Origin of the sequence: Streptomyces fulvoviolaceus (assembly GCF_000718165.1) — a bacterium.
Lineage (GTDB): Bacteria > Actinomycetota > Actinomycetes > Streptomycetales > Streptomycetaceae > Streptomyces > Streptomyces fulvoviolaceus.
Genome location: NZ_JOEY01000012.1, coordinates 199,897 through 217,853, shown reverse-complemented (window position 1 = coordinate 217,853; position 17,957 = coordinate 199,897). Strand labels below are relative to the sequence as shown.

The window sequence follows — 17,957 nt, the reverse complement described above, 5'->3', positions numbered from 1 at the left end:
TCGGTTCGGTCACCGAACTGACATGTCGCAAAGTGGCTAAGGTGGACGTCATGGCACTGGGCAAGGACTACGCGACGCAGGAGTGCTCGATCGCCCGCGCGCTGGAGGTCGTCGGCGAGCGCTGGACGCTCCTCGTCGTCCGCGACGCGCTCTACGGCGTCAGGCGGTACAACGACTTCCTCGTCCACCTCGGCATCCCGCGCGCCGTCCTGGCCACCCGCCTCCAGATGCTCACGGAGGAGGGGATCCTCGAGAAGCGCCGCTACCAGGAGTCGCCGCCGCGCGACGAGTACGTCGTCACCGACCGCGGCATCGCGCTGTGGCCCACCCTGCGGGCGCTCGGCCTCTGGGGCCGCGAGCACTACGACGGGACCGTGCTCCGCTCCTTCCAGCATGCCGACTGCGGCACCGAAATCGGGCCGTACGGCGAGTGCTCCGCCTGCGGGCTCGTCGTACCGGTCGAGGACGTTCTCATGCTGCCGGGCCCCGGACTCGACCCGGACCCGGCGAATCCGGTCAGCCGGGCGCTGCTCAAGCCCAAGCGGCTGTTGCAGCCGGTCGTGGTCGATCAGGTATAACCAAAGGACCGGACGAGCGACCGTACGAGAGACAGGAGGAGCAGCCGTGATCCGCAGCTGGGTGAACCCGCGTCCCGCCGCCGTGCTGCTCATCCTGGTCGTCGAGATCGCGCTGCTCGACACCGGCAGCCTCTCCGCCCTCGCGGCGCTCGCCGCGACCGCCGCGGCCGGCTCAGCCTTCGCCGCCTGCTCGCTCCTCACCGCGCGCTGCGCGCCCGCCGTGCCGCCCACCCGGGTCCGTACGGCCATCCGCGACCGGGACCGCCGTACGGCCTTCCTGCCGCAACGCGACCCCGACGCGAGGGGCCGCACCCGCCCCCGAGCGCCGGGACACGCCCTCCCGGCGACCGTCGCGTAGGGCCTTTTCCACGACATTGACCCTGCGTGGGTCGTCATGCCGCCTTTCCCACCCCGGCACGACGAGACCCCCGGAGGGCTCACCCATGTCCGTTTTCGCCGACCTGGTCCAGCACCTGGCCGACCTGCTCCAACCGCTGTTCGGCGCCACCGCGGCCGCCGCCGCGATCGTCCTGTTCACCGCTTTCGTACGGCTGCTCGTGCATCCCCTGTCACGGGCCGCCGCGCGCGGGCAGAAGGCCCGTACCGCGCTGCAGCCGAAGATCGCCGAGCTGCGGAAGCAGCACAAGCAGGACCCCGAGAAGCTGCAGAAGGCCGTGCTCGCACTGCACGCCGAGGAGAAGGTCTCGCCACTGTCCGGCTGTCTGCCCGGCCTGCTGCAGATGCCCGCGTTCTTCCTCATGTACCACCTGTTCTCCAACACGACGATCGGCGGGCAGGCGAACGAACTCCTCGGCCATGAGCTCTTCGCCGCGCCTCTTGGCGACCGCTGGGCGGACGCGCTCGGCGACGGCGGGGCGCTCGGGGGTGCCGGGCTCGTGTACGTCGGCCTGTTCGCGATCGTCGCCGTGGTGGCGAGCTTCAACTACTGGCGTACGAAGCGGATGATGGCCGCGAATTCCGTGGTGCCGGTGGCCGGCGGCGAGCAGGTGCCCGGGATGGGGGCGATGAGCAAGGTCATGCCGTTCATGTCCTTCTTCACGCTCTTCACCGTGGCGGTGGTGCCGCTGGCGGCCGCGCTGTATGTGGTGACCAGTACGACGTGGAGTGCGGTGGAGCGGGCCGTGCTCTATCGCTGACCAGCGCGGTGACGGTCCAGTCCGTGAACCGGGTATTGCGGACTGGACCGTGACCTTGGAGGATCGACCAGTCATCCGATGGCTGCACCCATCGGTCGACGCCCCGCGATCGAGGGAGATTGTGATCATGAAGCTGCTGCGAGTCGGTACGGCGGGAACGGAGACGCCCGCGCTGCTCGACGCCGAGGGCGTCCTGCGGGACCTGTCCGGCGTCATTCCCGACATCGACGGACCGCTGCTCGCCGACGACGCGGCGCTGGGCCGGATCCGTACGGCCGCCGAGGCCGGGGAACTGCCCGCGCTGGACGCCACGGGGCTGCGCGTCGGACCGCCGGTCGCCCGGATCGGCAAGATCGTGTGCATCGGGCTGAACTACCACGACCACGCCCGCGAGACGGGGGCCGAGCCGCCCGCCGAGCCGGTGATCTTCTTCAAGGCCGCGGACACGGTCGTAGGGCCCCACGACACCGTGCTCGTTCCTCGTCGGTCGGTGAAGACCGACTGGGAGGTCGAGCTGGCGGTCGTCATCGGACGTACGGCCCGGTATGTGGAGTCGGCGGAGACCGCGCTCGGGCATGTCGCCGGGTACGCGGTGGCGCACGACGTGTCCGAGCGGGAGTTCCAGATCGAGCGGGGCGGGACCTGGGACAAGGGGAAGAACTGCGAGACGTTCAATCCGCTGGGGCCGTGGCTTGTGACCGCGGATGAGGTGCCGGATCCGCAGGCCCTGTCGCTGAAGCTGTGGGTCAACGGGGAGTTGAAGCAGGACGGTACGACCGCCGAGCAGATCTTCCCTGTGGGGGAAGTCGTGCGGTACGTCAGCCAGTTCATGACTCTGTACCCCGGGGACGTCATCAACACGGGTACGCCGGCGGGGGTTGCGTTGGGGCAGCCTGAGCCGAAGCCGTTCCTGCGGGCGGGGGATGTGGTGGAGCTGGAGATCGAGGGGCTCGGTCGGCAGCGCCAGGAGTTCAAGGACGCCTGAGGGGTGGGGGACTGCGCTGGGTTCGGCGGGTGCGAGCCCGTCGTGGCTGGTCGCGCAGTTCCCCGCGCCCCTGAGGGTGATGCGGTGCTACTTGGTCAGGAACTCTTCCAGCGCCTCCACCACGAACTTGTGGTCCTGCAGCTGCGGGAGACCGGAGACCGTCACCGCGCCGATCACGCCCACGCCCTCCACGTTGATCGGGAAGGAGCCGCCGTGGGCCGCGTACTCGTCCGGGTCCAGGCGGGAGGACTCCTCGAAGGTCGTGCCCTTGGCGCGGAAGCGGGCGCCGACCAGGTAGGAGGCGGAGCCGTAACGCTCGACGACCCGGCGCTTGCGGTCGATCCAGGCGTCGTTGTCGGGGGTGGAGCCGGGCAGGGCCGCGTGGAAGAGCTGTTGGCCGGCGCGGTGGATGTCGACGGCGACGGGGGCCTGGCGCTCCCGGGCGAGTTCGACGATGAGGGAGCCCAGCGCCCACGCGTCCTCGTAGGTGAACTGGCGGAACACCAGGCGGCGCTCCTGCGCCTCCAACTCCTCCAGGGGAGGGGTGAGTTCAGGGTGGAACTTCGGGGTCAGCTCGGTGTTGTGCGTCACAGCTTCACCGCCACTCCGTCGTGGGCCGAACGGCGGGCCGCCTCGAGTACGTCGAGGGCGGCAGCCGCCTCCAGTGCGGTCACCGGGTTGGGACCGCCGTCGAGCAGGGCCTTCGCCACGGCCGCATAGTAGGCCGGGTAGTCGCCCGGGAGGGTCGGCTCGGGGCGGCCGCCACCCGTCAGGGGGGACTCGCCGGCGCCCACGTGGCCCCACAGCGCCTCGGGCTCCTCGCCCCAACCCGGACCTGGGCGCTTTCCGTCCTTCAGGGCCGCCTCCTGCGGGTCCAGGCCGTACTTCACATAGCCCGCCTTCGAGCCCAGCACCCGGAAGCGCGGGCCGAGTTGGGCGGTGGTGGCGGTGGCGTACAGGTGCGTCCGCACCCCGTTCGCGTGCGTGAGCGCGATGAACGTGTCGTCGTCGACCGAGGCGCCCGGGCGGCGGATGTCCGACTCGGCGTACACGGAGACGACCGGGCCGAAGAGGAACAGCGCCTGGTCCACGAGGTGACTGCCGAGGTCGTAGAGCAGACCTCCGATCTCTGCCGGGTCACCGGACTCACGCCAGCCGCCCTTGGGCTGCGGACGCCACCGCTCGAAGCGGGACTCGAAGCGCCATACGTCGCCCAACTCGCCCTCGGTGAGCAGCTTGCGGAGGGTCAGGAAGTCGTTGTCCCAGCGGCGGTTCTGGAAGACGGAGAGGAGCAGGCCGCGCTCCTCGGCGAGGGTCGTCAGCGCGCGTGCCTCGGCCGCCGTGCCGGCGATCGGCTTGTCGACCACGACCGGCAGACCGGCCTTGAGAGCGGCGGTGGCGAGTGGCACGTGCGTCTTGTTCGGGGACGCGATGACGATCAGGTCCAGGTCGCCGGACCGGTCGAACAGCTCGTCCGGCGTGGCGACCGTGCGGACGTCCGGGAACTCGGCGCGGGCCTGCTGCTGCCGCTCGGGGTTCGAGGTGACCACCGTGTCGAGCGCGAGGCCCTCGGTGGCGGCGATCAGCGGGGCGTGGAAGACGGAGCCCGCGAGGCCGTAGCCGACGAGGCCCACACGGAGGGGAGTGCCCGGAGTGCCTGGGTTAGCAGTCGTACCTGTCATGGCTTCTACTTTCGCAACGCTGTTGCCAAAGTGCAAGCGATGGGGAGAATGGGTGGTGTGAACAGGACGAACGGCGGCGTCAATCTGCCGGCCCTGCGCAGTCACAACGCCGCGCTGGTGCTGGACCTGCTGCGCACGGCGGGTGGGGAGGGCATCAGCCGGCTCGAACTCGCCGAGCGCACCGGGCTCACCCCGCAGGCCGTCAGCAAGATCACCGGGCGGCTGCGGGAGGAGGGGCTCGCGACGGAGGCGGGCCACCGGGCGTCGACCGGCGGCAAGCCGCGGACGGTGCTGCGGCTGGTGCCGGGGGCCGGGCATGCGGTGGGGCTGCACCTGGACCGGGACGAGTCGACGGTGGTCCTGTGCGATCTGACCGGCGCGGTGGTGGCGGCACGCCGGTCGCCGCTGGACCTCGGCGCGGGCGCGGAGGCGGTGGTCGAGGGGGCGGCACGGGAAGTCGAGGCGCTGCTGAGCGAGGGGACTTCCGATGCGTCCGTGCTCGGTGTCGGCGTCGCCCTCCCCGGTCCGCTCGATCACAGCCGGGGTGTCCTGCGCCGGGTCACTGGGTTTCCCGAGTGGGACGGGTTTCCCCTGCGGGACGCGCTGGAGCGGAGGCTGGGCGTGCCCGTCGTGGTGGACAAGGACACCAACGCGGCGGCGCTCGGGCTCGCGGTGGGCGGAGCGGGCGAGTCCTTCGCCTACCTCCACCTCGGTACGGGGCTCGGTGCGGGGCTCGTCATCGGCGGGGCCGTGCACCGGGGGGCCCGGACCGGGGCGGGGGAGTTCGGCCACCAGGTGATCCAACTGGACGGGCCGGTGTGCGGCTGCGGGAACCGGGGCTGCATCGAGGCGCTGTGCCTGGCGGCGGTCGCGCGCGAGGAGGTCGGCGAGGCGGCCCGGGTGCTGGGCGCTGGCGCCGCGAACCTGGTCGGGCTGCTGGACATCGACCTCGTCCTGCTCGGCGGCCGGACCGTCGCCGCGGACCCCGAGACCTTCGTACGGGGCGTCGCCGCCGTCCTGGACGCCCGCGCCCGGAGTGCGGACGCGGTCCCGGTACGGGTCGCCTCCGGCGGGGTGGCTGAGGGGGCGGCGCAGCTGCTGTTGGGGCCGCTGTTCGGACGGGGGGACGGTTGACGTGCAGGTTCGGGTGCGGGTTGGTGGGGCTGGGCGGGGGTGGGTCGCGCAGCCCGGCGCTGCGGGGTGCCGCTGCGCCCACCCGTGCCGCCCCAGCGGCACGACTGCCCGCAGCTACGGCGGCATAGCGACTGCCCGTAGCTGAGCCGACCCAGGGGCGCGGGGAACTGCGCGACCAGCCACGACGGCGCCGCACCCGCCCGACGACCTCGCCCGGCACCCCGGATCGCGCCGCCCGCGCTGTAATCGTGCGTGCCGGGTTCTCGCCGCGGGCGGCTGCCGCAGCTGCCTTTAGGGGCGCGGGGAACTGCGCGACCAACCCCCACCGGCCCGCAGCCGCCATACGACCTCGCCCGGCACCCCGGATCGCGCCGCCCGCGCTGTGATCGTGCGTGCGGCCGATCGGGCGGAAATCCGGGGCCATTCGGGGCCCCGCAGGGAATGGCACCGCACCCGAGCCCGCCCCGCCCGTCAGGATCACCTGTTCATGCGACTGTGCACGCCCCTGTCCCTCTGCCTTGCAGCAGCCGCCCTCCTCCCCGCCGCCGCCCCGGCGTACGCCGACAGCCGGGTGCCGGCCTGTGTGGCGCCGGGCGCCCGCAGCTTCCCCATCACCACCCGCATCCACGGCGGGCCCGACTCCTACGAGGCCGGCGGCGGGTACGGCACCTGGTCCCTCGACCTCACCAACACCACCTCCCGCACCTGCGAGGACATCCACCCGGTCGTCGTCCTCGTCGACGAGGGACGGGTCCTGGAACCGTCCCAGCCCCGCCTGGAGTTCTACGACGGCTCGCGCCCCCGCCCCGTCCGCTTCGAGGCCACCGACGAGGACGAACTCGTCGGCGCCTTCGGCAGCGGCTTCACCGTGGCCCCCGGCAAGACCCTCACCGTGAAGGTGCGCCTCTCGGTCACCTCGGACACCGTGCCGAACCGGGTCACCGCCAACGCGGCCGTCGTACAACGCCATGCCGACGACGGGGACTGGGTGGGTCAGTCGAACGACTACCGGTTCGGCATCGACGCCGACCCGTCGGACCCGCAGCCCCGCCCCGAAGCCTCCGCCCCCGACGGACTGCCGTTCACCGACGAACTCGCCCGCACCGGACTCGCCCCCACCGCGGCCACCCTCGCGGCCGCGGCCCTCCTCCTCGCCACCGGCGGCACCCTCGCGGCAGCCCGCCGACGCCGCTGACCCGACCGTTCGGCAACCCGCCCCGATCTGGCCATTCCCCCAAGATCCGGCCACTGTCTAGGCTGGGGGCTCACGCAGCACCGCGTACATGCGTACGGCAGGAGATCCCGCACATGGCAGACCGCAAGCCCATCGAGTCGTGGCTCACCGACATGGACGGTGTGCTCATCCACGAGGGCGTACCGATCCCCGGCGCCGACGCCTTCCTGAAGAAGCTGCGCGAGTCCGGCAAGCCCTTCCTGGTGCTCACGAACAACTCGATCTACACCCCGCGCGACCTGCACGCCCGCCTGCGCCGCATGGGCCTGGACGTGCCCGTCGAGTCGATCTGGACCTCGGCGCTCGCCACCGCCCAGTTCCTGGACGACCAGCGGCCGGGCGGCACGGCGTACGTCATCGGCGAGGCGGGCCTCACGACCGCGCTGCACGACATCGGCTACATCCTCACCGACCACGAGCCCGACTACGTCGTCCTCGGCGAGACCCGGACCTACTCCTTCGAGGCCATGACCAAGGCCGTACGGCTCATCGAGGGCGGTGCCCGCTTCATCGCCACCAATCCCGACGAGACCGGCCCCTCCACCGAGGGCCCCCTCCCGGCGACCGGCGCCGTGGCCGCACTGATCACCAAGGCGACCGGCGGCAAGAAGCCGTACTTCGCGGGCAAGCCGAACCCGCTGATGATGCGCACCGGGCTCAACGCCATCGGCGCGCACTCCGAGACCAGTGCCATGATCGGCGACCGGATGGACACCGACGTGCTGGCCGGCATCGAGGCCGGGATGCAGACGTTCCTGGTGCTCACCGGGCTGACCCGGCCCGAGCAGGTCGAGGACTTCCCGTACCGGCCCTCGAAGATCGTGGACTCGATCGCGGATCTGGTCGACCGCGTCTGAAACCATTCCCGACCCGTACGGAGCAGTGGGGCCCCGCAGCGGATGCGGGGCCCCGGCCCGCGAGGGAGTCTCCAGATATCTGGAGGTTCACGATGGGTTCCCTACGTCTCACTCTCTGCACGGGCCTGCTGGCCGTCACCGCCCTCACTCCGACGGCCGCCGCGGACGCCGCCGACGCCGACGCCCGCAGCGTCTCCGTGACCCCCTCGTCTCCGGCCCCCGGCACCGACGTCGCGCTCAGGGTGCGCGGCTGCGCCGGCAAGACGGCCACCGCCGCCTCGGCGGCGTTCGTCGCGGACGCCCGGCTCACCAGCGCCGACGGCGGCCTCGCCGGCGAGACCCGGGTCCGCTCCTCGATCGAGCCCGGGTCGTACGACGTCAAGATCGTCTGCGCCGACGTCGAGGTGAAGGGCCACATCACCGTCGTGGGCAAAGCGACATCGCAGCCCTCCGCCCACGCCTCGCCCGTCGCCCCCGTCCACGCGGGCGGCGGCGGCACCGCCACCCACCTCTCCGCGGTGAACGCGGTGAACGCGGCGGAGGCCCGCGGCGCGGCCGGCCCCGGCACGGTGCACGCCGTGATCGGGCTGGTCCTCGCCTCGGTCGCCGCGGTGGCCGTCGTGCTCCGGAGCAGCCGCCGGAGCCGCGGGACGGACTGACGGCCATGTCCGACGGTGAACGTTCCTCCGGCACCGGCCGCCTCCTGACCGGCGTGGCCTGGGTGCTCCTGCTGCTCGGGCTGTGGCTGTGGGGGCGCGAGGTGACCGACGTACGGCACGGCATATCCGCGCCGACCACGGGCGACGTGGCGGCCGTCGGCCGGCCGGCGGAGGTCGAACTCCCGCCCGCCGCAAGGCCCTTGAGGGCCGCCCGGCCGCAGCGCATCGACATCCCCGGCCTCGGCGTGCAGGCGCCGGTGGTGGCCCGCGGCCTGGACCGGCAGGGGGCCGTCGATCCGCCGCCCTTCGACCAGCTCGGAGTCGTCGGCTGGTACGCGGCCGGCGCGAAGCCGGGGGCGGCCGGGACAGCGCTGATGGTGGGGCACGTCGACACCGAGACCCGGCCCGCGGTCTTCTACAAGCTCAGTTCGCTCAAGCCGGGTGAGACGGTCCGGGTCATCCGCGACGACGGCAGGGTCGCCGAGTTCACCGTCGACGACGTCCAGGTCGTCACCCGCGACCACTTCGACGCCCAACAGGCGTACGGACAGCGGGAGTCGGGGCGGGCCGAGCTGCGGCTGATCACCTGCGGGGGCACCTTCGACCGGGCGAGCCGCAGCTACACGGCCAACGTGATCGTCTCGGCGTATCTGACGGGAACCGGTCTCTAGGGCTCCGCGCATGTGCCAACGACCTGGGCCACCTGGCCCGGTCGGCGACCTGCTCCCCCCGAAGCCGCCGACCGGGCTGGTCCTCAACCGCGGGCGCACGGGTTGCGGGAGTAACCCGGCGACCGGCGCGGGAGGTTCGGAAAGCCCTGGTGGGTGAATCCTTGGCCGGGGGCTGGGGCCGTATGGAAAGCACTCTAGAACGGATGCGGGCCGGGGCCTAGAGGGCGGCTGACGCCAAGTCCCGGAGTGGTGGCTCTCCGTCATATGCCCAGGTGGCCCAATGTTCTACGCAGGTCCACCGGCCGTTCCCTCGGCCTCCCGGCGCAACTCGGCGTCGTCCGCGACCCGTTCGATGACCGCGGTCGCGACCCGGTCCAGCGGCAGCCGGCGCCGGCGCGCGTACTGTCGCAGTGCCACGAACGCCAGGTCGGCGCGGGTGTTCCAGCGCTCGGCGAGCATGCCCTTCGCCTGTTCGATGCGTACGCGGCTGGAGAGCGCTTCCTGCAACTGCCCCGACAGCGTGCGGTATTCGGTGAACGCGCGATGGTTCTGCAGTCCCACGGCCGTCCCGTCGGCGAGGGCCTGGGCCACCAGCAGCTCCTGGTCGCCGGCGGGCGAGCCGCTGTCCGGCAGGGTCGGTACGAACACGTTGAGCGCGCCGAGCAGCGTCTCGCGGCGGCGCAGCGGGACGGCGAAGGTCGCCGCGACGTCGTGCGCCAGCGCCCGCTCGGTGAAGGCGGGCCAGCGGGAGTCCGCGTGGGCCACCGCGATGGAGACGGCAGGCACCGGCCGCCCGGACCCGTAGCTGTCCAGGCAGGGCCCGCCGCGGTGCTGGGCCGCCAGCAGTTCGATCGCGATCGCCTCGTGCCGGCTGCTGCCGGCCAGGGATATGGTTCGGCCGCCGTCGATCAGCATGATCCCGGCGGCCTGGGCGGCGAGCAGCTCCACGCAGTGGTCGGCCACGCGTTGTAAGTAGTGGGCGGTGTCGAATCCGTCGGAAAGGGTGTCCGCCGCTTCCACGAGCGCTGCGGCGAGCCGGATCTCTCGGGTCGACCAGTGCATGGGAGCACCCTCCCCTTCCCCTACCGCCCGCCCCCGTTAGGCGCGCGCCTACCCCGACCTTCGGTGCTGTAACAGCTCTCAGACAAGGCTCGGACGATCTCGTGTGCCCCACACCACGTATGTCAGGATTGAGACTTGGCACATGCCACCCGAGGGGGAGTTGGATGTACGGCATGAGGGGGGACACGTTCCTTTCCGCCGGAGTACGAGCGTCCGCGACAGTGCTGGGGGCGGCACTACTGATCGCTGGATGCTCATCCTCCGGGGGCGGGGACAAGGACGATCCGGAAGAGAGCTCCGGCGCCCGGATCACTCAACAGCCCAAGGAGGCCGACCCGTTCTGGGTCAACCCGGCCGGCAACGCGGCGAAGCAGGTCGCGACCTACGACAAGGCGGGCAAGGACGACGACGCCGAACAGATCCGAAAGATCGCGGAGCAGCCCACCGGCCAGTGGATCGGCACGGAGAACCCGGAGCAGGAGGCACGCGGCTTCACCGAGGCCGCCGACAAGGCCGACCGCACCGCGCTGCTGGTCCTCTACAACATCCCGCACCGCGACTGCGGCCAGTACTCCCAGGGCGGCGCCGCCGACGGCAACGCCTACCGCACCTGGATCGACGGCGTGGCCGCAGGCATCGGCGACCGCTCCGCCACGGTCATCCTGGAGCCCGACGCCGTACTGCACCTGGTCGACGGCTGCACCCAGGACGAGTTCCACGAGGAGCGCTACGACCTCCTCCAGGGCGCCATCACCAAGCTCAAGTCCCTGAAGAACACCCAGGTCTACCTGGACGCGGGCAATGCCGGCTGGGGCCACCCCGACCAGATCTTCGAGCCCCTCCAGTGGGCCGGCATCGACAAGGCCGACGGCTTCTCGGTGAACGTCTCCAACTTCTACTCCACCGAGGACTCCATCAAGTACGGCAAGGAGCTCTCCGCCAAGGTCGGCGGCAAACACTTCGTGATCGACACCAGCCGCAACGGCAACGGCCCCTACACGGGCGGCGACGCGGACGAACGCTGGTGCAACCCCCCGGGCAGGGCACTCGGCGAAACCCCGACCACGAAGACGGCAGACGACCTGGTGGACGCGTACGTCTGGGTAAAGCGCCCAGGCGAGTCGGACGGAGAGTGCAAGGGCGGCCCGAAGGCAGGCCAGTGGTGGGCGGAGTACGCCTTGAAACTGGCGAAGGCGTCAACCTCCTAGGGGTGCGGGGCTGTGACATGTGCGGCTCCGCCGCGCGTGCGCGACCAGCCACAGCGCTCCCGCACCCAACCAGGAACCCGCGGGAGCGCTACGGCACCTTCACCCACTGCGCCTTACTGGGCGTCCCCTGATCGTCATCGACGAACAGCATGTACCACCCCGACTGAACAAGGTTCTTGTTCTTCGGCACGTTCACCTTGATCTTGTCGCCGGACACGGTGAAGTCCAGTGCGATGGACCGCTGGTCGACATCCGTGACGTGCGTGGACGCGCTCGGCCGAATCAACCGCACCTTCTTGATCGTCGAAGCGTGCTTCGAGGTGAACGTCCCGGACGCGCCGCGCGCGATGGTCTGCGGCCCGCCCGACAGCGAGGGCTGCGCGTCCCGGTAGAGATACGGCGGCGTGTAGATCTCGATCCGCTGCTCGAACGTACCCGGCTTGGTGTTCGCCTTGTCGCCGTACAGCGAGTCGGACCCGAAGAACATCACCCGCCCGTCGGGCAGCAGCAGTGACCCGGAGTGGTAGTTCCGCCCCACCAACGGATCGGCGACGGACTCGAACGTGTTCGTGTCCGGGTGGTACAGCCGCGCCTGCAGGATGTTGGAGTCACCGCGCCCGCGATAGTCCTCCGAACCGCCCGACACCAGCACGGTGTCGTCCGGCAGCACGGACGCCTGCGGATACCTCGTCCCCTTCTCCAGCGTCGGCCCGTCCACGAACCTCGGGCTGTCCGCCTTGAGATCGACGATCCGGGTCTTGTTGCTGGACAGCTTGGACTCGCCGACCCCGCCGCCGCCGATCACCATGTACTTCTCGTCCTGAGCGGGCGGCAGCAGGACCGTGTTGGCGGTCTCCAGCATGTTCGCGTCGCTCAGCCCGGGCACCTTGGTGAACTTGTTGGTGTCCACGTCCCAGACACCGGGGTCACGTCCCACGTCGTCCGGCCCGTAGCCCGCGTTCGCGCCCGAGTAGAAGATCTTGCCGTTCTGCATCAGGAACAGCGCGGGGTACGTCGGGAACTGACGGATCTTCGGCAGGTACGTCCACTTCTTGGTCTCCGGGTCGAAGACCTCGTTCTTGCCCGGCACCAGCTGACCGATGTCGTCGAGGCCGGAGACGCTGAGGATCTTGCCGTCGCTCAGGGTGGTGAGCGTCGGGTACCAGCGGGCCTCCTTCATCGGGTCGACCTTGATGTACTTCTCGGCCACCGGGTCGAACTCGAAGGCGTCCCGGATCCCCTGGAAGTCCTTCTTGTCGAGCGCGAGCTTCTGCGCGATGCCGTAGGTGTTGCGGGCAGCCGTGCCGGTCAGGCCCTGGATCCGGTAGTTGTCCTGGGTGCCGGTCTCGTACTTGCGGCCGGACTTCTGCGCCTCGACGTAGATACGGCCGAGGCCCGGGTCGTTGCGTTCGAACTTGCCGGTCTTCTTGTCGAAGACCTTCTCGGCCCGCTCGACGACGACCGGGTCCTTCGACACGAAGGTCTGGCCGTTCTCCTTGCCGGTGAACTTGGTGCCCGCCGGCAGGGTGATCGGCTCGTCCGGGTTCTCGTTGTGGACGATCATCAGGCCACCGGCCTTGGTGACATCACCCTTCAGCTTCTCGTACCGCTTCGTACCGCCCGCGATCAGCAGGTTGCCGTTGGCGAGCTGCGTGTGGCCGGTGCAGAACAGGTCCTTGGGCGTCGGGATCTTCTTGATGGTGCCCTTGACCGGGTCCCAGATCCGGCTGTCGAACTTCTTCGCATTGAAGTTGTCCTGGTTGTTGCCGGACCCCGCCACCAGCAGCACCTTCCCGGTGCGCAACAGCGCCGCGTGGATGGTGTTCTGGCGGAACTCCTTGGGGAACTCCAGGGTCTCCCACTTGCCGTTCTCGGCTTTGTACTCGGGTCTGTTGATTTGGTACTGGTGGTATTTCTCGGTCCCGAAGCGGTACAGCCACGGCCCGTTCATCCCGGCCAGCGCGAGCACCACCGCCGTACCTATCGCGAGTCGACGGGCGCGGCGGCGGCCTGCACGGTCGTTCATTCCTTACGTCCCCCAAGTCCACCAAGGGCAATTTGCATGGTCTGGTCGTTTCCCCCGTTGCCCGCGTTCGAGGCGGCCCAGCTCGGCTTCTGCGCCGGGGCGTGCGGGGCGGGGGTGGGCAGCGGCTGCGGCTGGTACTGCTGCTGCGGCGGAACCACCGGCCCCTGCGGCTCCTGCGGCTCGTCGGCCGACTTCTTCTTCGCCTGACGCAGCATGTGCCGCCAGACGAAGATCGGTGTCGCGGTGATCAGCATGGCGAAGATCGCCCAGATGATCATCGCGGGGTGCGAGTGCCCGTACACGAAGCCGGCGGTGATGGACCCGCCGAAGATCAGGATGAAGTACCAGTGGTACCGGAAGGTACCGAACCACCTGTCCGGGCTGGCCGAATCGCCCTTCGGGGTGACCACGAACTTGCTCTTGCGGCGGAGGACGGCGTCGACCAGCGCCTTCGCGTAGAGCGGCGCCGACAGCGCGGACATCACCATGCCGGCCACACCGCCGGAGCCCTCCGGCTCGTGCGGGGAGACGTTGTGCCTGCGGTTCCAGATGTACAGGCCGATCTGCAGTGCCGAGGCGTTGCCGTAGAGCATCAGCCACACGGTCGGGTCGATGTTCACACCCGAGGCGCCCAGACCCAGGAACAGCGCGCAACTGATCGCCGCCAGGATCCAGTTGAGGGCGGACATCGGGTAGAAGATGATCATCATCGTGTAGTTGAAGAGCTTGCTCGGCGGCAGCGAGTACCAGCCCTTCCAGTACTGCTTGAGGATCGTCTCGTAGGTGCCCCGGGACCAGCGCATCTGCTGGGTGAAGAAGTCCGTCCAGGCGCTCGGACCCTCACCGACCGCGAGCACGTCCGGGGTGTACACCGAGCGCCACTTCTTGCCGGTCGCCGGGTTCTTGTGCCGGTGGATCTCGAAGCCGGTGGCCATGTCCTCGGTGATCGAGTCGTACAGGCCGCCGATCTGCTTGAGCGCCTTGATGCGTACGGCGTTCGAGGTGCCCACGAACATCGGGGAGCCGTACCTGTTGCCGGCGCGCTGGATCAGCGCGTGGAAGAGGAACTGCTGCGACTCGGCGGCCTTGGTGACGAAGTTGTCGTAGTTGCCGTAGACCTGCGGGCCGATGACGAAGCCGATGTTCGGGTCGCGGAAGAAGCCGAGCATCCGCTCCAGGTAGTTGGGCAGCGGCACGTGGTCGGTGTCGACCGAGGCGAAGAAGTCGTAGTCGTCGCCGTGCGCATCCAGCCAGGCGTTGTAGTTGCCGTGCTTGGTCTTGGCGCGGTGCGGGCCCTTGGCCTGGTTCCACTTCGCGACGCCCTTGCGGGAGAAGTGGTGCACGCCGAGCCGGGCGCAGACCTCCTTGACGTCCGGATCGTCGCCCTCGTCGAGGAGCCAGACATGCAGAAGGCCCCGGTGGCGCAGTTTGACCGCGGCCTCCAGGGTCTTCGTCACCATCTCCAACGGCTCCTTGCCGGGCACGAAGGAGGTCAGGAACGCCACTCTCGTGCCGGTCTCGGGCACGACCGGGATCGGGTCGCGGGCGACCAGGGTGGCGTGTGCGTTCGACAGCACGTTCATGCAGCGGAAGAACTCGATCAGGCCGATCGAGACGAGCATCACGATGTCGAGCGCGGGCAGCCACTCGAATTCCACGTAGTCCCGCTCGGTCCAGTGCTCGGGCTGCAGCAGCCAGGCCAGCAGGACCAGGGACAGCAGCGGTGCGGCGGCGAGCATCAGGGCGACCCTGAGGCGATGCGGCTCCTGAGAGATCAGTGACCGGTACTGCACCTTGTACGGCTTGTTCGGGTCGGGCTGTGTGAGGGGGCCGGCCAGCCGGCTGTAGTGCTCGTAGTCGTACTTGGGCAGCGTCTTCTTGATGCGGCGGAAGGTGCCCGTCCGATGTCCGGGCACCCTGAGTTGAGTGGTTTCTGACGGGTCGAAGTTCTGCCGGGCGCCCGTCGGCGTCGACGTCATGAGTCATCCCCCCACACGCAGGTGCGCGTGTATGTCGTTTCCTTACGTCTGCTCGAGATCCCCCTCGACCTTCACAGACGTATCAGTGGTGGGCCGCAGTCACCACATTCTCCACAGCATTAGACATGCAACTGCGACCTTCCGGTTGCAGGATGCCCCCCTCGGCACCCGTCCGGAACGGGGTCCCTCACCCCGCAAGCCCGGCAACCGGCTCCTTGCCCCCCAACTGCCGCGTATACGCAGCATCTTGATAACCAGGGTTCTACGGTGTTCATCATGATCGCAAGATGCGAAACGCGGTGTTTACCGGTCATACGCGTTCATTGTGGCGCCTGTGGGGACCTTGTGGAGCCGTTGTGGACATCCATACGGACCGCGAGCCCGTCTGGTTCACGCCTGTCGCGACCACCTCTGTGATCTCTGTCATGGCTGGTCATGGGCATGTAGAAGCTCTCTCCTGACAGCCTTCGTACGTCCTGTCAGCGCACCCGGCGGCCCTTGTCAGCGTCTTGTCCGTGGGCTGTCAGCACTCCCCGGCAGAGTCCTGCCCATCGAGAACGGCAGACAGCTGACGAGGAGTCGACGATGGATTACGCGATCCGGGCCGAGGGACTGGTCAAGAAGTACGGGGACTCCACCGCCCTGGACGGGGTGGACCTGGAGGTCCCGGCCGGCAAGGTCGTCGGCGTCCTGGGCCCCAACGGCGCCGGCAAGACCACCACCGTGCGCATCCTGGCCACGCTGCTGCGGCCCGACGCGGGCCACGCGGTCATCGGAGGGCATGACATCGCCAAGGACCCGGTGCGGGTGCGGCAGCTGATCGGTCTGACCGGCCAGTACGCCTCGGTGGACGAGACGCTGTCCGGCGCCGAGAACCTGGTCCTGATCGGCCGGCTGCTCGGTCTGTCCCGGCGGGACGCGAAGGCCCGGGCGGCGGAGCTCCTGGAGAAGTTCTCGCTCGCCGAGGCCGCGAAGCGTCCCATCGCCACCTTCTCCGGCGGTATGCGTCGGCGGCTCGATCTGGCCGCGAGCCTGGTGGGCCGGCCCCGGATCCTCTTCCTGGACGAGCCCACCACGGGCCTCGACCCGCACGCCCGCCAGGAGGTCTGGGACGTGGTCAAGAGGCTGGTCGCGGACGGCTCCACGGTCCTGCTCACCACGCAGTACCTGGAGGAGGCCGACCAGCTCGCCGACTCCATCACGGTGTTCGACAAGGGCCGCAAGGTCGCCGAGGGCCGGCCCGGTGAGCTCAAGCGCCGCGTCGGCGGACAGATCCTTCAGGTCCGCCCGAGCATGCCGGCCGACGTACCGCAGGTGGCCGCGATCCTGGCCGAACTGTCCGGGCACACCCCCGCCGAGGAGTCGGGTGTGCTGACCGTGCCGGCCGACGAGCCGCTGCTGGTCTCCGCGGTCGCCCGCCGGCTCGACGGCGCCGGCCTCTCGGCCGACGAGCTCGGTCTGCGGCTGCCCAGCCTGGACGAGGTGTTCCTCGCCCTGACCGGCCACGCACCCGCCGCCCCGGACGCCGAACCCGCCGCCCCGGACGCCGAACCCGCCGCCCCGGACGCCGAACCCGCCGTTGCCTGACCCCCTGCCTGCCCCGCTCTTACCGGAAGGACTGCACAGCCATGGCCACTGACACCCTCGCCCCCGACACCGCTTCGACGCCCGCACACACCAAGCCGGCCCGGATCGGGCTCGTGCCGACGCTCCACCACAGCCTGGCCCTGGCCGGGCGGGGCGCCACCAAGTTCCTCAGGTCCCCGATCCAGCTGGTCGATGTGGTCCTCACCCCGATCATCTCCCTGCTGATGTTCGTCTACCTCTTCGGCAAGGCGATCTCCGGCGGCGACCCGGACGCGTACCTGCAGTGGGTTGTCCCCGGCGTCATGGTCATGACCGTGTTCCAGGCCAGCATCGGCATCGGTGTCGCCCTCACCACGGACGCCGCCACCGGGATCTTCGACCGGTTCCGGTCCATGCCGATCGCCCGCTCGGCCCCGCTGATCGGCGCCGTGCTCGCCGACTTCATCCGGTACGCCGTCTGCCTGGGCACCCTGATCGTCCTCGCACTGGTGATGGGGTACCGCCCCGACACCACCGTGCCGGCCGCGCTGGCCGCCCTCGGTCTGCTCATCGCCTTCGCGATGTCCTTCTCCTGGATCTCGGTGTACCTCGGGATGCTGGTCAAGACCCCGGGTTCCGTGCAGGGCCTGATGACCATCCTGGTGCTGCCGCTCACCTTCGCCAGCAGCGTCTTCGTCAAGCCCGAGGGCATGCCCGGCTGGCTGCAGGCCTGGTCCGACGTCAACCCGGTGTCCCTGATGGCCGACACCACCCGCGGCCTCCTCGGCGACGGCGCGGTCGCCTCACCGCTGACCGGCAGCCTCGCCTGGATGGCCGGCATGGTCGTCGTCTTCCTCCCGCTGGCCATGCGGGCGTACCGCAAGAACAACGGCTGACCAGGGGGCGCCTCTCGAACGCCGGTCGGTGCATCCCAGCCCGTCCGGCGTTTGAGGACGAGGGGGCCTTCACCGTCCCGAGCCCCCACCCGCCCGTGGGGGGCGGGGCCTTTGAGTGCCGGGGAGCCCCCTGGGAGCGGGGTCGAAGGGGCAGCAGCCCCTGGGGGATGGGACGGGTAGGGGCGGCGGGGGCGAGCTGCATCCATCAGCGGCTCCGCCGCGGGCGACCGCACCCCCACCACCCACCAGACGCCACCGCCCGA

General features: G+C 70.0%; 17 protein-coding genes. 12 read left to right on the top strand and 5 right to left on the bottom strand.

Translation table 11 applies throughout. From position 1 onward, the window contains the following. Positions 1-50 precede the first annotated feature (50 nt). The 4 genes from IG08_RS0115135 (at position 51) to IG08_RS0115120 (ending at position 2,720) form a co-directional block, all read left to right on the top strand. Positions 51-578 carry a winged helix-turn-helix transcriptional regulator gene (locus tag IG08_RS0115135; protein WP_030601326.1) on the top strand — a complete coding sequence of 176 codons (528 nt, stop codon included), beginning with the start codon at positions 51-53 and terminating at the stop codon, positions 576-578. Between the two features lie 46 nt (positions 579-624). Next, on the top strand, positions 625-936 hold the full coding sequence (locus IG08_RS0115130; protein ID WP_030601325.1) for a DUF6412 domain-containing protein: 312 nt from the start codon (positions 625-627) through the stop codon (positions 934-936). A gap of 85 nt (positions 937-1,021) precedes the next feature. Next, the gene (locus IG08_RS0115125; protein WP_030601324.1) at positions 1,022-1,735 is read left to right on the top strand and encodes a YidC/Oxa1 family membrane protein insertase; all 714 of its coding nucleotides are present in this window, start codon (positions 1,022-1,024) and stop codon (positions 1,733-1,735) included. A 127-nt stretch (positions 1,736-1,862) separates the two neighbouring features. After that, positions 1,863-2,720, top strand: coding sequence for a fumarylacetoacetate hydrolase family protein (locus tag IG08_RS0115120; protein ID WP_030601323.1), 858 nt, complete (start codon positions 1,863-1,865; stop codon positions 2,718-2,720). 87 nt (positions 2,721-2,807) lie between these two features. Here the strand turns inward: IG08_RS0115120 and IG08_RS0115115 are convergent, their stop codons facing one another. Beyond that, positions 2,808-3,311, bottom strand: coding sequence for a heme-degrading domain-containing protein (locus tag IG08_RS0115115; RefSeq protein ID WP_030601322.1), 504 nt, complete (start codon positions 3,309-3,311; stop codon positions 2,808-2,810). Beyond that, positions 3,308-4,402 carry a Gfo/Idh/MocA family protein gene (locus IG08_RS0115110; RefSeq protein WP_030601320.1) on the bottom strand — a complete coding sequence of 365 codons (1,095 nt, stop codon included), beginning with the start codon at positions 4,400-4,402 and terminating at the stop codon, positions 3,308-3,310. Before IG08_RS0115110 ends, IG08_RS0115115 begins: the two co-directional genes overlap by 4 nt. Before the next feature lie 48 nt (positions 4,403-4,450). Between IG08_RS0115110 and IG08_RS0115105 the strand changes: the two genes are divergently transcribed. The 5 genes from IG08_RS0115105 (at position 4,451) to IG08_RS0115085 (ending at position 8,957) form a co-directional block, all read left to right on the top strand. Further along, on the top strand, positions 4,451-5,536 hold the full coding sequence (locus IG08_RS0115105; protein WP_030601319.1) for an ROK family transcriptional regulator: 1,086 nt from the start codon (positions 4,451-4,453) through the stop codon (positions 5,534-5,536). Positions 5,537-6,023: 487 nt separating this feature from the next. Beyond that, positions 6,024-6,731, top strand: coding sequence for a hypothetical protein (locus IG08_RS0115100; protein WP_052424692.1), 708 nt, complete (start codon positions 6,024-6,026; stop codon positions 6,729-6,731). 113 nt (positions 6,732-6,844) lie between these two features. Continuing rightward, positions 6,845-7,627, top strand: a complete 783-nt coding sequence (locus IG08_RS0115095) for an HAD-IIA family hydrolase (RefSeq protein ID WP_030601315.1) — start codon at positions 6,845-6,847, stop codon at positions 7,625-7,627. A gap of 92 nt (positions 7,628-7,719) precedes the next feature. Next, on the top strand, positions 7,720-8,286 hold the full coding sequence (locus IG08_RS0115090) for a hypothetical protein (RefSeq protein ID WP_030601312.1): 567 nt from the start codon (positions 7,720-7,722) through the stop codon (positions 8,284-8,286). Between the two features lie 5 nt (positions 8,287-8,291). Beyond that, positions 8,292-8,957 carry a class F sortase gene (locus tag IG08_RS0115085; RefSeq protein ID WP_030601307.1) on the top strand — a complete coding sequence of 222 codons (666 nt, stop codon included), beginning with the start codon at positions 8,292-8,294 and terminating at the stop codon, positions 8,955-8,957. Between the two features lie 285 nt (positions 8,958-9,242). On the opposite strand, the gene IG08_RS0115080 is transcribed toward IG08_RS0115085, so the two are convergent. Continuing rightward, positions 9,243-10,019, bottom strand: coding sequence for a GAF and ANTAR domain-containing protein (locus tag IG08_RS0115080; protein ID WP_030601304.1), 777 nt, complete (start codon positions 10,017-10,019; stop codon positions 9,243-9,245). A 164-nt stretch (positions 10,020-10,183) separates the two neighbouring features. On the opposite strand from IG08_RS0115080, the gene IG08_RS0115075 reads away from it, so the two are divergent. Continuing rightward, positions 10,184-11,227 carry a glycoside hydrolase family 6 protein gene (locus IG08_RS0115075; protein ID WP_030601302.1) on the top strand — a complete coding sequence of 348 codons (1,044 nt, stop codon included), beginning with the start codon at positions 10,184-10,186 and terminating at the stop codon, positions 11,225-11,227. A gap of 88 nt (positions 11,228-11,315) precedes the next feature. Here IG08_RS0115075 and glxA read toward each other — a convergent pair whose 3' ends face one another. Both glxA and IG08_RS0115065 read right to left on the bottom strand, forming a co-directional pair. Next, positions 11,316-13,253 (bottom strand): radical copper oxidase GlxA, encoded by a 1,938-nt coding sequence (glxA, locus tag IG08_RS0115070; RefSeq protein ID WP_030601300.1) that lies wholly within the window; start codon positions 13,251-13,253, stop codon positions 11,316-11,318. Then, on the bottom strand, positions 13,250-15,232 hold the full coding sequence (locus IG08_RS0115065) for a glycosyltransferase family 2 protein (protein WP_030601298.1): 1,983 nt from the start codon (positions 15,230-15,232) through the stop codon (positions 13,250-13,252). Before IG08_RS0115065 ends, glxA begins: the two co-directional genes overlap by 4 nt. 585 nt (positions 15,233-15,817) lie before the next feature. Here IG08_RS0115065 and IG08_RS0115060 point away from each other — a divergent pair. Together IG08_RS0115060 and IG08_RS0115055 are read left to right on the top strand one after the other, a co-directional pair. Further along, positions 15,818-16,819 carry an ATP-binding cassette domain-containing protein gene (locus IG08_RS0115060; protein WP_078655602.1) on the top strand — a complete coding sequence of 334 codons (1,002 nt, stop codon included), beginning with the start codon at positions 15,818-15,820 and terminating at the stop codon, positions 16,817-16,819. Between the two features lie 41 nt (positions 16,820-16,860). Beyond that, positions 16,861-17,694 (top strand): ABC transporter permease, encoded by an 834-nt coding sequence (locus IG08_RS0115055; RefSeq protein WP_030601293.1) that lies wholly within the window; start codon positions 16,861-16,863, stop codon positions 17,692-17,694. Positions 17,695-17,957: the final 263 nt, after the last annotated feature.